Origin of the sequence: Pseudomonas sp. CCC3.1 (genome assembly GCF_034347405.1) — a bacterium.
GTDB lineage: Bacteria > Pseudomonadota > Gammaproteobacteria > Pseudomonadales > Pseudomonadaceae > Aquipseudomonas.
Window position 1 is genome coordinate 3788416 of record NZ_CP133778.1, and the last position, 12852, is coordinate 3801267.

Genomic DNA, 12852 nt, shown 5'->3' on the forward strand with positions numbered 1-12852 from the left:
ACCTGTAAAAACGGCCACCCGAGAGGTGACCGTTATGGCGTTGTGACGAGGGGCGCGATCAGGCTTTGTCGATGGTTTTCTTCACCGCATCTTTGGCCTTGCCGACTGCCTGCTGCCCTTCGCCTTTCAACTCCTGGGCCTTCCCTTCTGCGCGCAGCTTGTCATTGTCGGTGGCTTTGCCGACCGCTTGTTTGACATTACCGACTGCTTCGTTCGCCATGCCTTTGATCTTATCGCCAGTGCTGCTCATGGGATTTCTCCTGATGAAATTTCGGATGTCATTACCTCGACACAAGGGTTGACCCATTCTCATCGCGCAGAGTTTCATTTATTTTCTGTGGCTCATTTCGTCGTTCGGCGCAGGTTGAGCTTTATGTTTGCCCGCTAACCCCCGAGAATGCGCAACGTATTCAGGCTATGGCGCTGAAGATCCGCAAAATGTAGGAAGGTTATGAAACTCGATAAAAAGCAGGCCATTGCCCGCAGAAACCAGGAACTTGGCGGCGCAGTGCTTGGCGTCAACAACTGCCATTTCGCCACACTGAACACCAACAAGAACATTTGGTGGTTCGATATTCCGCTGGCTCGCCTGGCCATCGGTCAATACGAATGGGTGCACCTGCTGCTGCACACCCCGAGCACCGATGAGTTGCTGCATGTGAAGGTCACCACGGCTTTCCTGCGTGAAAAACGCGAGGGCATGGTGGTTCGCGCCACGCACAAACGCACGCCGACCATGAGCCTTGAGCTGAGCGCAGACAAGGACTCCTTCCTGCAGGACGTACGCCCTACAGGCACCGGCGTCAATTTTGCGCAGTTCTTGCAGAAGTAAACGCGTTACCAGCAGGAAATTCATCCTGCAAAACGACAAAGCCCCGCAGTGCGGGGCTTTGTCGTCTCTGGGCAGGATTACTTTTTAAGGCCCAGTTTTTTCAGTTCTTCATCACGCAATTCACGGCGCAAGATTTTGCCTACGTTAGTCGTCGGCAGGCTCTCACGGAACTCGATAATCTTCGGCGCCTTGTAGGCGGTGAGATTGGCGCGCATGTGAGTCATGACCTGCTCTTTGGTCAGGGTCATGCCCGGCTTGACCACGATATAAACCTTGATCACTTCGCCGGTTTTTTCATCTGGAATGCCGATAGCCGCTGATTGCAGCACGCCCGGCAATGAAGCCATCACGTCTTCGAGTTCATTCGGGTACACGTTGAAGCCCGACACCAGAATCATGTCTTTTTTGCGGTCGACAATGCGCATGTAGCCATCAGGCTGGATGATCGCAATATCACCGGACTTCAACCAACCGTCGCTGTCCATGATTTCGGCCGTCGCATCAGGACGCTGCCAATAACCCTTCATGACTTGCGGGCCTTTGATGCACAGCTCGCCCACTTCACCGAACGGCAGTTCTTCGCCCGCATCGTTGATCACTTTGCACAGGGTAGACGGCATCGGAATGCCGATGGTGCCTACCTGAATGTTTTGGATCGGGTTTACCGAGGCCACCGGGCTGGTTTCGGTCATGCCGTAACCTTCGCAAATCGGGCAACCGGTCACTGTCTTCCAGCGCTCAGCCACCGACAGTTGCAACGCCATGCCGCCCGACAACGTGACCTTGAGGGGCGAGAAGTCCAGCTTGCGGAAGGCATCGCTGTTGCACAGCGCAACAAACAGGGTGTTGAGCCCGACAAAACCGGTGAATTTCCACTTCGACAGTTCTTTGACCATCGCCGGCAAATCGCGCGGGTTGCTGATCAAGATGTTGTGGTTGCCCAGCAACATCATCGCCATGCAATGAAAGGTGAACGCGTAGATGTGGTACAGCGGCAATGGGGTAATCAGGATTTCACAGCCCTCATTGAGGTTGGAACCCATCAACGCCTTGCACTGCAACATGTTGGCGATCAGGTTGCGATGGGTCAGCATCGCGCCCTTGGCCACACCCGTGGTGCCGCCCGTGTACTGAAGTACAGCCACATCGTTGCTGGCCGGATTGGCTTCATTAACCGGCTGGCCATGACCCTTGCTCAGTACGTCGTTGAACTTGATGGCTTTAGGCAAGTGATACGCCGGAACCATTTTCTTCACGTATTTGATGACACTGTTGATCAGCAAGCGCTTGAAGGGCGACAGCAAGTCGGCCACTTCGGTGACGATCACATGCTTGACTGAGGTCTGGGGCACGACCTTTTCGGCCAGGTGCGCCATGTTCGCCAGGCAAACCAGCGCCTTGGCACCGGAGTCATTAAATTGGTGTTCCATTTCCCGCGCGGTGTAAAGCGGGTTGGTGTTAACCACGATCAAGCCGGCGCGGATGGCTCCGAACACAGCGATAGGGTATTGCAGCACGTTGGGCAACTGAACAGCGATACGGTCGCCGGGTTGCAGGTCGGTGTGTTGCTGCAACCAGGCCGCAAAAGCGCCTGACAGCTCGTAGAGCTCACCGTAAGTGATGGTTTTGCCGAGGTTGCTGAATGCCGGCTTGTCGGCGAAACGTTGGCAAGATTGGCGCAATACCGTCTGAATATTTGGGTATTCGTCAGGATTGATTTCAGCAGCAATCCCAGCTGGGTACTTATCCTTCCAAAAGCCTTCAATCATGGAAGCCCACTCCTCAGCGCGAATTCTTCACCGCATTTGATGCGGTTATTATTTGTTTGATTTTTGTAATGGATAATTCTGGCTTTTTACTTACCGACAAGTCACAAAGCGCGCCGAGAGTAGCAGCTTTGCCAGAGGTCGCCTAGGGCCAAAAACAGGCCTCAGCGTCACCTTTCTGACTGTCCTACAATCCTAAGTCACCATTAGAGCAGTAACTCTATTACGGTCAAAACCTCTCTAAACAAGGGCTTACAGCGCGCCTAGAGAGCATTTTCGATTGTTTTACAGGTAAATAAAAACGCCCGCCTACCAATGGCACGCGGGCGTTTGTCGCCAAGCTGGAAGAATCAGACGGTATCTCGTAACTCGCGGCGCAATATCTTGCCTACCGGCGTCATGGGCAACGAATCACGCACGACGATCTGTTTGGGTACTTTGTAGCCGGTGAAATTATCTTTGCAAAACGCTTTAAGCTCTTCGACGCTCACTCCGCCTGCACGGGGCACGACGAACAGCTTGACCGCCTCGCCTGTCCGTTCGTCGGGTACACCGATGACCGCACAGTTCGCCACCTTGGGGTGAGACATCACAATGTCTTCGATCTCATTGGGGTACACGTTGAAGCCCGAGACGATAATCAGGTCTTTTTTGCGATCAACGATGCGCACAAAACCATCAGGATCAATCACTGCGATATCGCCCGTCTTGAACCACCCCTCGGCATCCAGCACTTCAGCCGTCGCTTCCGGGTTTTTCCAGTAGCCTTTCATCACTTGCGGGCCTTTGACGCACAGTTCTCCGCGCTCCCCCAGCCCCAGTTCAAGACCGTCATCGCTGATGACTTTCATGATTGTACCCGGCACCGGTATGCCCACTGTGCCCAGCCGGGCGTGGACACCGTACGGGTTGGTACTGGCCACCGGCGAGGTTTCGGTCAGACCGTAACCTTCGACGATGCGACAACCGGTGAGTTTTTCCCAACGCAATGCGGTGGCTTTGACCAGCGCCGTGCCGCCCGAGTTAGTCAGTTTGAGGTGAGAAAAGTCCAGAGTCTTGAAGTCAGGATGGTCCATCAGCGCCACAAACAAGGTGTTGAGGCCCAATAGCCCGGTAAACTGGCAGTTCTTCATCTCCTTGATAAAGCCTTTGATGTCGCGCGGGTTGGTGATCAGGACGTTGTGATTGCCGGTCACCATCATGCACATGCAATTCGCGGTGAACGCATAGATATGGTAAAGCGGCAGCGGCGCAATCATCACTTCCCGGCCCTCTTTGAGCAGCGGCAAGCCATCGTCCGCGAGCTGTGAGAGGCAACCTCGAATCTGCTGCATGTTGGCGACCAGATTGCCGTGGGTCAGCATCGCGCCTTTTGGCAAGCCGGTAGTGCCGCCGGTGTATTGCAGCACGGCGATGTCATCGAGCCTCGCTTGCAAAGGCCGAATGGCGTGCCCGGCCCCCTGCTGCAAGACGCTTTTGAAGGGAATGGCCTGTGGCAGGCGGTACGAAGGGACAAGCTTTTTAACCTTGTCGACCACCAGGTTAGTGATCCAGCCTTTTGCAGCGGGCATCAGGTCGCCCATTTTGGCTTCAATCAGGTAGTCGATCTCTGTGTCTTCGATCACCTCCTGCACGCGCTTGCCAAACATGTTCAGGTATACCAGTGCTCGAATCCCTGCACTCTTGAACTGATGGCGCATCTCGCGCGAGGTGTACAGCGGGTTGGTATTGACCACCACCAGCCCTGCACGCAGCGCCCCGAAAACGGCGATCGGGTATTGAAGGACGTTGGGCATTTGTACGGCGATGCGATCACCGGGCTTGAGGTCGGTGTGCTGTTGCAGATAACCGGCAAATGCCGCGCTGTGTCGCTCAAGCTCGGCATAAGTCAGGGTCACCCCCAGGTTACTGAAGGCAGGACGATCGGCGAATTTCTTGCAGGAGCGTTCAAAGACATCAACCACCGACGTAAAGGCCGTCATATCAATGTCCAGCGGGACGCCTGCGGGGCGTTTGTCATTCCAGAAATCAGGTTGCATTGTTTTTATCCTCTTACCTGAGCATGTCTGGCTGCATGTGTCATGCAGTAAAAGCACAGCATCCGGACGTTAACAGTTATCAAGTAGTAGGCAAATAAGGCGATCTTCGCCATTTACATCTTGAATCTTATTACTGCGATTTGGCTTGAGGACTGGCTACCCCACGAATGCGCTATACACTGCTAGGTTCTGTACGAAAGACACTGTGTAAAGGAATCGTCATGACCCATGAAACCTTTTGGCTGGAGGCGAATGACCGTACGGGTCTTTTCGTTAACCAGTGGCTGCCTGAGGGCAAGCCCAAGGCCATTATCTTGGTGGCGCATGGCATGGCAGAGCACAGCGGTCGATACGCCCGCCTGGGCAAGGCCTTGTGCGAGGCCGGTTTTGGGGTCTACGCCCACGACCAGCGCGGCCACGGCAAAACGGCCGAACGCGGGACGCTGGGCTATTACGCCGATGACGATGGCTGGTGCGCGGTGGTCAGCGATGTGGCAAGCCTGAATCAGCACATTCGCCAAGCGCACCCGGGGGTGCCGGTTTTTCTGCTCGGCCACAGCATGGGCAGCTACATCGCTCAAGCCTATTTGCTGCACCACAGCGCCAGCTTGCAGGGCGCCATTCTCAGTGCTTCGAACTTCCAGCCGGTTGCCTTGTACCGCAGCGCCAGCCTGATCGCGCGCTTCGAGCGCTGGCGTCAGGGCCCTAAAGGTCGCAGCGCATTGATCGAGTGGCTATCGTTTGGCTCGTTTAATAAAGCCTTCAAACCCAATCGCACACGTTATGACTGGCTCAGCCGCGACCCGGTCGAGGTCGATGCGTATGCCAGCGACCCTTTATGCGGCTTTCGTTGCACCAATCAGTTATGGATCGACCTGCTCGGCGGCTTGCAGCAAATCAGCAAAGCGTCCAATCTCGTTCAGATTGATTCAGCCCTGCCCGTGCTGATCATCGGTGGCGCCTGTGACCCGGTCAGTGAAGGCAAGCGTCTGGTAGATCTGGGCAACGCTTTACGTAAAGCAGGCACTCAGCACCTGCAACTTAATCTGTACCCGCAAGCGCGGCATGAGCTTTTCAATGAAACCAACCGCGACCACGTTACCGCAGACGTTATCGCTTGGCTGAATCAGGCGCTGGGCCATTCGCGCCCGCCCCGAAGTGAATAACCGAACCACTCGTTTTTAGAAAAAGAATTTAAAATCAAATTCTTGAAACCAAACACTCGTCACAGGACATGCACTAGATGACCCAGGTTACCAACACCCCGTACGAAGCCCTCGAAGTCGGCCAGACTGCCAGCTACAGCAAAACCGTCGAAGAGCGCGACATTCAGCTTTTTGCGGCGATGTCTGGCGACCACAACCCTGTGCACCTCGACCCTGAATTCGCGGCTGCCACTATGTTCAAAGAGCGCATTGCTCACGGCATGTTCAGCGGGGCGTTGATCAGCGCTGCTGTGGCGTGCGAGTTGCCTGGGCCGGGCACTATTTATGTCGGCCAGCAAATGAGCTTTCAAAAGCCGGTAAAAATCGGTGACACCTTGACCGTGCGCCTGGAGATTCTGGAAAAGCTGCCAAAGTTTCGCGTGCGCATTGCCACCCGCGTGTTCAACCAGCGCGATGAAATTGTTGTCGACGGTGAAGCCGAGATCATCGCACCCCGCAAGCAGCAAACTGTGACGCTGCCTGTGTTGCCAGCCATCAGCATTGGCTGATCGCACCCAATAAAAAACGCCGGCTAGCCAGTAATGCCCATCAGTTAAGCGAACGCTGTTTTAAATTCAGCGAAAAACCTGTGGGAGCCTGGCTTGCCAGCGATGCAGCCGATGCGGTTTTTTTGTTAAACCGTGTCGATGCCATCGCGGGCAAGCCCACTCCCACAGGAAATAGGCGTTAACTGGCTGGCATTAAGCTAGCCGGTGTTTTTACGAGCGGGCGCGAGCCTGGTTGCGCAGCGCTTTTACCTGGTCATGATTACGCTGTACGCCATGGTACTGACGCTCAACCAAGTCACGGATACCTACCAGATTGTGCTTGCTGATTTTCTCCAGCGCTTCCTTATAAGCCTTCAGCGCATGGTCTTCACCGCGCTCAGCCTCGTTAAGCACGGCCTCCTCGCCTTTGCCGGTAAAAATCGACTTTACGTCCAACCAGCGGCGGTGCAGGTCACCGGCCACGCTGGTGCTGGTCTCTGGGTCGCCGCCCAATTTACGGACTTCTGCCTGCAATTCTGCAGCGGCAGCGGCGCAATCGGCAGAACGTTTTACAAACAGCGCTTTGAGCTCTGGATGGTTAATATCTTCGGCACAGGTTTTGAAACCTTCCTGGCCATCTTTGCTGGTTTCGATCAGATCGTTCAGGACAGAGATGGCTTCTTTATTAAGATCAGTCATTGTTCAATTCCTTGCTGAGTTGAGGATCGTGCAATAGAGATTGCAGTCCTCGTGCCAGCTTTTTCGAATATAAATATTTCTTATTAATCAATCAGTTATTAAAAATCAAAAAATCTGTATCCGGTTTATTTGCATGATCTGTCAATTGGCCTGCATGCAAAACGCCTGTATTTTTCATCTTGTTGCTGCACGCACTGAAGGCCGTTGAATGAACCCCGAAAAACTTGAGCTGCTGGTCACCCGCGAAATGCCATTCGGCAAATACAAAGGCCGAATCATCGCCGACTTGCCTGGCCAGTACTTGAACTGGTTTGCCCGTGAAGGCTTCCCGCACGGCGAGCTGGGCGGTTTGCTGGCCCTGATGCAAGAGATCGATCACAACGGTCTGTCAGACCTGCTCGACCCGTTGCGCGCCAAACACGGAAAACCCAAACCTCGCCATTGATAGAGTTGCTTTATGCCAAGGAACGAAGAGAACGCCCGCGACGAACACTTTTGGCAAGCCATCGCCCAGCGCTACGACGTAGCCCCCGGGCCGGTCAATCTGGAGAATGGCTACTTCGGGCGCATGACCCGCACGGTGGCACACGACTACCAGCGCACTATCGACTTTATTAACCGCAGCAACTCCGTGCATGTGCGCCAAGTCTTCGATGAAACCCAAAGCATCGAGATTCGCAATCAATTGGCTGAGTTGCTGGGGGTTGAGCACACGAGCATTGCCCTCACCAACTGCGCGTCGGATGCTCTGCAATCGGTGATTCGCAACTACAACGGCTTGCAACCCGGCGATCAGTTACTGATCAGCGATCTGGAGTATCACAGCGTCGAGTACGCCATGCGTTGGGTGGCGCAACAACGCGGGCTGGAAATCATTGAAATCGCCCACAAGCACCCTGCTACGTATGAAAGCCTGGTCGCCAGCTACCGCGAGGCGTTCGAACATTATCCGCGTATCAAGCTGATGGCGCTGACCCATGTGACGCACCGCACCGGGCTCGTGATGCCCGTTCAAGCGATTGCTGAGGCGGCCAAGGCACACGGCGTGGATGTCGTACTGGATGGCGCACATGCCTTGGGCCAGATCGATTTTGATCTGCAGGCGCTGGGCGTGCCCTTTGCCGGTTTCAACCTGCACAAATGGATTGGCTCGCCGCTGACGCTGGGCTTTATGTACATCGATCCACAGCGTCTGGCAGACATTGACCCGGACATGGGCAGCAAACGTTACCCCGAACCGGATATTCGCACCCGCTCGCCCTACGGCACCGCCAACATCCCGGCCTGGCTGACGCTGCCCAAGGTGTTGCAGGAACACCGTGAGCTGGGCGGTTCGAAGGCTAAAGGCGATCGACTGCGCTATCTGCGCGAGTTATGGGTGAGCGAAGCGCGCCAATTGCCGGGAATTGAAGTGCTGACCCCCGAGGACCCGCGCCTGAACTGCGCCATTACCTCCATGCGCTTTACCCATGTAGACGATCAGCAGCCCATGGTCGAGCGCTTGCTCAAGGACTACAACCTGTTCACCGTCGCGCGCAATGGCTCAGCGTGCGGCAGTTGCATTCGAATAACCGTCGGGTTTGCGACCACGCCAGAAGATATTCAGCAGTTGGTCCGGGCGTTACGGGAATTGTCGCAAGACTCACTGTAAGGACAATGTTGTTCACTTAAGCAAAAGCGGATCCCGTAGGAACGAGCTTCTGATCTTTTAAAAGATCGCGAGGCAAGCTCGCTCCTACAGATTTCGCAGGGGTCTAAAACCCCAGGCAAAAAAAGGTGCGCCGACCAAGCGCACCAAAAACCGTAGAACACACAACACAATTCGTTAAATCGCGATCAGTCCAGCAGCGCCAAGGCCTCGGCGGTGCATTCCTGGATACGGGCCCAATCGCCGTTTTTGATCCATTCGCTGTCGAGCATCCAGCTACCGCCCACACACATGACGTTTTTCAACGCCATGTAGTTGCGGATGTTCGCCGGGCCAACGCCACCCGTCGGGCAGAATTTCACTTCGCCAAAAGGACCGCCCAGCGCTTTGATTGCCGCTACACCGCCGCTGACTTCAGCCGGAAACAGTTTGAATCGGCGGTAGCCCAGGCCATAGCCTTCCATGATCCCGGAAGCATTGCTGATGCCCGGCAACAGCGGAATATCGCTGGCAACGCTGGCTTCAAGCAGGTCACGGGTGATGCCCGGCGTGACAATAAATTGCGAACCGGCTTCTTCAGCCGCTGCCAGCATGTGGCGATCCAGAATGGTGCCAGCACCGGTGACCAGTTCAGGGCGCTGATCACGCAGGACACGAATGGCCTCCAGGCCAAACTCCGAACGCAACGTGACTTCCAGGGCGGTCAGGCCACCTGCTGCCAGCGCATCGGCCAACGGCAGAATGTCCTGCTTGCGTGCAATGGTAATCACCGGAAGAATGCGCGCCTTGGCGCACAGTTCATCGATCAGGGCGACTTTTTGGGCCATCGTAACGTTGGCAATTTTTGTTGTCATGGCAGCTGATCCTTGGCTCATGGGCACCAGTAAATCTCTAACGTAGGTTGCAGAAAGGCACGAATCGGCAAGGCGGCAATATCGGTGCCTCCCAGCGCTTCGTTGAGGGTGTTCAATTTGGCCTGACCTTGAATCGACAGGACGGTGTTTCTCGCGCTCGCCAGCAGGCTGCGGCTCATGCTCAAGCGCTGGTGCGGCACGGTCGGTGCCAGCATCGGCCAGCAACGACGCGCATTGTCCAACTGCAACGCTTGCGCCAGGTTAGGACTGCCCGGGAACAGCGAGGCGGTATGCCCGTCATCGCCCATGCCCAAGATCAGCACGTCAATGGGCGGTAGTTCAGCCAAAGCCCGGTCTGCTTGCTCGGCGGCCGCTTCAAGGTTGGCAGCTACGTTGTACAAACCCACAAAGCGCGCTTTGGCAGCCGGGCCTTGCAGCAAATTCTTTTTCAGCAAACCCGCGTTGCTGTCAGCGTGTTCAACCGGCACCCAGCGCTCGTCAGCCAGACTGACAACCACTTTGGACCAGTCAACCGGCTGCTTGATCAGGCTCTGGAAAAACGCCACCGGGCTGCGACCGCCCGACACGACCAGCGTCGCAACGCCGCGCTCAGCAATGGCTTCATTCAGTTGCTCGGCAACCGCTTGTGCCAAACCCTCGGCGAGTACCATCGGGTTCTTGAAGGTGTGCGCAGTGACACCTTCAGGCAGTTTCAAATCAGATATCGCCATACCAAGACCTCCCGTCTCGTGTAATCAGTGCAATGGAGCTCATCGGCCCCCAGGAGCCCGCCGCGTAAGGCTTGGGCGCATCACCCGACTTCTTCCAGCCGGCGATCAACTGGTCGCACCACTTCCATGCCGCTTCAATTTCGTCTTTGCGCACAAACAGGTTCTGGTTGCCGCGCATCACTTCGAGCAACAAACGCTCGTAGGCATCAGGAATTCGCGCACTGCGATAGGTGTCGGAGAAGTTCAACTGCAACGGGCCGCTGCGCAGGTGCATGCCTTTGTCCAGCCCCTGATCCTTGGTCATCACGCGCAAGGAGATGCCTTCGTCCGGCTGCAGGCGAATAGTCAGCTTGTTGCCGATTTGCAGACGTTGCTCAGGCGCGAAGATGTAGTGCGACGGCTCTTTGAAGTGGATCACGATCTGCGACAGCTTGTGCGGCATACGCTTGCCGGTGCGCAGGTAAAACGGCACCCCCGCCCAACGCCAGTTGCGAATATCGGCTCGCAGCGCAACGAAGGTTTCAGTGTCGCTCTGGGTGTTGGAGTTTTCTTCCTCCAGGTAGCCCGGCACCGGCTGGCCTTCGCTGTAACCGGCGATGTACTGGCCACGCACCACTTGAGTGGTCAGGCCTTCAGCGCTGATCGGCGCCAGCGCCTTGAGAACTTTCACTTTCTCGTCGCGAATGCTGTCGGCCGACAAGTCCGCAGGCGGGTCCATGGCGATCAGGCACAGCAACTGCAACAAGTGGTTTTGAATCATGTCGCGCAGTTGGCCAGCCTTGTCGAAGTAGCCCCAGCGACCTTCAATGCCGACTTTCTCGGCCACGGTGATTTCAACGTGGGAGATGTAGCGCTGGTTCCACTGGGTTTCGAACAGGCTGTTGGCAAAGCGCAGGGCAATCAGGTTTTGTACGGTCTCTTTGCCCAGGTAATGGTCGATGCGGTAGATGCGATTTTCGGGGAAGAATTTCGCCACTGCGTCGTTAACCTTGCGTGAAGACTCAAGGTCGGAGCCAATCGGCTTTTCCAGCACCACACGGGTGTTTTCAGTCAGGCCGACCTGGGACAGGTTCTCGCAGATCGCGCCGTAAACGGCTGCCGGGGTCGCGAAGTAAGCGATGAGGCGCTGTTCGGTTCCGGCCAGTTCTGCCAGCGGCAAATAGTCATCGGTCTTGAGAAAGTCCACATGCAGATAGCTCAGGCGAGCCAAGAAGCGGGTGAGCACTTCATCTTCGATTTCCTTGTCGCCGACATACAGGCGCAATTGGCTGTCGATATGCGCCAGATGCGTCAGTGTGTCACCTGACTCGCGGGCCAACGCAAGAATGCGCGTGTCGTCATGCAGCAGACCGGCACGATCCAGTTGGTATAAGGCAGGGAACAGCTTGCGCAAGGCCAGATCGCCCAAGGCGCCGAACAAGGCGAAGGTGCACGGTTCAACCGTAATCGAAGGCATGATGTTTGTTCTTTTATCAAGTTAAGCTACAAATACCTTTTTTCAAGGTATCACTCAAGGAAAAATGTAGTAATAAACACAACATTTTCTCAAAACACAGATTGCTGCTAGTGGTCATCACAGGCCACCAGTAGGATAGGCCACCTTGCGAACCGCTTTAGCACGGTTGATGCATCGCCGACCCTAGGATCATAAATGGACCGCGTGCGAAATTTACTCGAACAAATCAAAGGCCGCCTCGAAGACCTGAACAAGGCCGAGCGCAAGGTGGCAGAAATAATTCTGCAGAACCCGCAACAAGCGACGCGCTTCAGTATTGCTGCGTTGGCTCAAGCGGCGTCGGTCAGCGAACCCACGGTCAACCGCTTTTGCCGTTCGTTTGGTGTCAGCGGTTACCCGGAGTTAAAACTGCAACTGGCACAAAGCTTGGCCAGTGGCGCAGCTTACGTGAGCCGAGCGGTTGAGGCGGATGATAATCCGGCGGCCTATACGCAAAAGATTTTCGGCAGCGCGATTGCCTCGCTGGACAGTGCCTGCCAGGCCTTGGACCCGAACCTGATCAGCCGCGCCGTCGACTTGTTGATCCAGGCCCGTCAGATTCACTTTTTCGGATTGGGCGCCTCGGCTCCGGTAGCGCTGGATGCACAGCACAAGTTCTTCCGCTTTAACTTGGCGGTCACGGCCCACGCTGACGTTTTAATGCAACGCATGATCGCGTCGGTGGCGCACACCGGCGAGTTGTTCGTGATTATTTCCTACACGGGACGGACACGAGAGCTGGTCGAAGTGGCGCGCATTGCCCGTGCCAACGGCGCCTCGGTGCTGGGGTTGACCGCAGAGAACTCACCGCTGGCCAAAGCCAGCACCTTGAGCCTGAACATCCCGCTGCCTGAGGACACCGACATCTATATGCCGATGACCTCGCGCATCATCCAGCTCACTGTGCTGGATGTGCTGGCCACTGGCATGACCTTGCGCCGGGGCGTGGATTTCCAGCCGCATTTGCGCAAGATCAAAGAAAGCCTGAATGCCAGCCGTTATCCGGTGGGGGATGAGTTCAACTGATCACCGGCCTGTAGGAGCGAGCTTGCCTCGCGATCTTCTGGAAGATCAAAAGATCGCGAGGCAAGCTCG

At 55.7% G+C, this 12852-nt stretch carries 13 protein-coding genes; 6 read left to right on the forward strand and 7 right to left on the reverse strand.

Translation table 11 applies throughout. The features are described from left to right. Positions 1-58 precede the first annotated feature (58 nt). On the reverse strand, positions 59-250 hold the full coding sequence (locus RHM56_RS16595; RefSeq protein ID WP_322234034.1) for a CsbD family protein: 192 nt from the start codon (positions 248-250) through the stop codon (positions 59-61). 201 nt (positions 251-451) lie between these two features. Here RHM56_RS16595 and RHM56_RS16600 point away from each other — a divergent pair, with 201 nt between their 5' ends. Continuing rightward, positions 452-832 carry a hypothetical protein gene (locus RHM56_RS16600; protein ID WP_322234037.1) on the forward strand — a complete coding sequence of 127 codons (381 nt, stop codon included), beginning with the start codon at positions 452-454 and terminating at the stop codon, positions 830-832. A gap of 77 nt (positions 833-909) precedes the next feature. Here the strand turns inward: RHM56_RS16600 and fadD1 are convergent, their stop codons facing one another. Beyond that, positions 910-2601: a long-chain-fatty-acid--CoA ligase FadD1 gene (gene fadD1, locus RHM56_RS16605; RefSeq protein ID WP_322234040.1), complete on the reverse strand. Its 1692-nt coding sequence runs from the start codon at positions 2599-2601 to the stop codon at positions 910-912. 347 nt (positions 2602-2948) lie between these two features. Beyond that, the gene (gene fadD2 / locus RHM56_RS16610) at positions 2949-4637 is read right to left on the reverse strand and encodes a long-chain-fatty-acid--CoA ligase FadD2 (protein WP_322234042.1); all 1689 of its coding nucleotides are present in this window, start codon (positions 4635-4637) and stop codon (positions 2949-2951) included. Positions 4638-4858: 221 nt separating this feature from the next. On the opposite strand from fadD2, the gene RHM56_RS16615 reads away from it, so the two are divergent. Together RHM56_RS16615 and RHM56_RS16620 are read left to right on the forward strand one after the other, a co-directional pair. Then, positions 4859-5803 (forward strand): alpha/beta hydrolase, encoded by a 945-nt coding sequence (locus tag RHM56_RS16615; protein WP_322234045.1) that lies wholly within the window; start codon positions 4859-4861, stop codon positions 5801-5803. A gap of 77 nt (positions 5804-5880) precedes the next feature. Continuing rightward, on the forward strand, positions 5881-6351 hold the full coding sequence (locus RHM56_RS16620) for a MaoC family dehydratase (protein ID WP_019410617.1): 471 nt from the start codon (positions 5881-5883) through the stop codon (positions 6349-6351). Between the two features lie 210 nt (positions 6352-6561). Here RHM56_RS16620 and RHM56_RS16625 read toward each other — a convergent pair whose 3' ends face one another. Then, positions 6562-7029 (reverse strand): PA2169 family four-helix-bundle protein, encoded by a 468-nt coding sequence (locus RHM56_RS16625; RefSeq protein WP_322234048.1) that lies wholly within the window; start codon positions 7027-7029, stop codon positions 6562-6564. Between the two features lie 208 nt (positions 7030-7237). On the opposite strand from RHM56_RS16625, the gene RHM56_RS16630 reads away from it, so the two are divergent. Together RHM56_RS16630 and RHM56_RS16635 are read left to right on the forward strand one after the other, a co-directional pair. Continuing rightward, positions 7238-7474 carry a DUF3820 family protein gene (locus RHM56_RS16630; protein WP_019693207.1) on the forward strand — a complete coding sequence of 79 codons (237 nt, stop codon included), beginning with the start codon at positions 7238-7240 and terminating at the stop codon, positions 7472-7474. A 12-nt stretch (positions 7475-7486) separates the two neighbouring features. Further along, positions 7487-8680: an aminotransferase class V-fold PLP-dependent enzyme gene (locus RHM56_RS16635; RefSeq protein ID WP_322234051.1), complete on the forward strand. Its 1194-nt coding sequence runs from the start codon at positions 7487-7489 to the stop codon at positions 8678-8680. A gap of 185 nt (positions 8681-8865) precedes the next feature. Here RHM56_RS16635 and RHM56_RS16640 read toward each other — a convergent pair whose 3' ends face one another. The 3 genes from RHM56_RS16640 to zwf are packed head-to-tail and all read right to left on the reverse strand — an operon-like array spanning position 8866 to position 11718. Beyond that, on the reverse strand, positions 8866-9552 hold the full coding sequence (locus RHM56_RS16640; RefSeq protein WP_322234054.1) for a bifunctional 4-hydroxy-2-oxoglutarate aldolase/2-dehydro-3-deoxy-phosphogluconate aldolase: 687 nt from the start codon (positions 9550-9552) through the stop codon (positions 8866-8868). Beyond that, complete coding sequence (pgl, locus tag RHM56_RS16645; protein WP_322234057.1) at positions 9549-10262, reverse strand: 6-phosphogluconolactonase; 714 nt, start codon at positions 10260-10262, stop codon at positions 9549-9551. Before pgl ends, RHM56_RS16640 begins: the two co-directional genes overlap by 4 nt. Beyond that, positions 10249-11718, reverse strand: coding sequence for a glucose-6-phosphate dehydrogenase (gene zwf, locus RHM56_RS16650; RefSeq protein WP_322234059.1), 1470 nt, complete (start codon positions 11716-11718; stop codon positions 10249-10251). Before zwf ends, pgl begins: the two co-directional genes overlap by 14 nt. A 204-nt stretch (positions 11719-11922) precedes the next feature. On the opposite strand from zwf, the gene RHM56_RS16655 reads away from it, so the two are divergent. Beyond that, on the forward strand, positions 11923-12783 hold the full coding sequence (locus RHM56_RS16655) for a MurR/RpiR family transcriptional regulator (protein ID WP_169845242.1): 861 nt from the start codon (positions 11923-11925) through the stop codon (positions 12781-12783). The last annotated feature ends 69 nt before the right edge of the window (positions 12784-12852 follow it).

Bases quoted from the DNA above. Each gene is read 5' to 3' on its own strand.
- RHM56_RS16595 (WP_322234034.1), bottom strand. From the start codon at position 250: ATGAGCAGCACTGGCGATAAGATCAAAGGCATGGCGAACGAAGCAGTC.
- RHM56_RS16600 (WP_322234037.1), top strand. From the start codon at position 452: ATGAAACTCGATAAAAAGCAGGCCATTGCCCGCAGAAACCAGGAACTT.
- fadD1 (WP_322234040.1), bottom strand. From the start codon at position 2,601: ATGATTGAAGGCTTTTGGAAGGATAAGTACCCAGCTGGGATTGCTGCT.
- fadD2 (WP_322234042.1), bottom strand. From the start codon at position 4,637: ATGCAACCTGATTTCTGGAATGACAAACGCCCCGCAGGCGTCCCGCTG.
- RHM56_RS16615 (WP_322234045.1), top strand. From the start codon at position 4,859: ATGACCCATGAAACCTTTTGGCTGGAGGCGAATGACCGTACGGGTCTT.
- RHM56_RS16620 (WP_019410617.1), top strand. From the start codon at position 5,881: ATGACCCAGGTTACCAACACCCCGTACGAAGCCCTCGAAGTCGGCCAG.
- RHM56_RS16625 (WP_322234048.1), bottom strand. From the start codon at position 7,029: ATGACTGATCTTAATAAAGAAGCCATCTCTGTCCTGAACGATCTGATC.
- RHM56_RS16630 (WP_019693207.1), top strand. From the start codon at position 7,238: ATGAACCCCGAAAAACTTGAGCTGCTGGTCACCCGCGAAATGCCATTC.
- RHM56_RS16635 (WP_322234051.1), top strand. From the start codon at position 7,487: ATGCCAAGGAACGAAGAGAACGCCCGCGACGAACACTTTTGGCAAGCC.
- RHM56_RS16640 (WP_322234054.1), bottom strand. From the start codon at position 9,552: ATGAGCCAAGGATCAGCTGCCATGACAACAAAAATTGCCAACGTTACG.
- pgl (WP_322234057.1), bottom strand. From the start codon at position 10,262: ATGGCGATATCTGATTTGAAACTGCCTGAAGGTGTCACTGCGCACACC.
- zwf (WP_322234059.1), bottom strand. From the start codon at position 11,718: ATGCCTTCGATTACGGTTGAACCGTGCACCTTCGCCTTGTTCGGCGCC.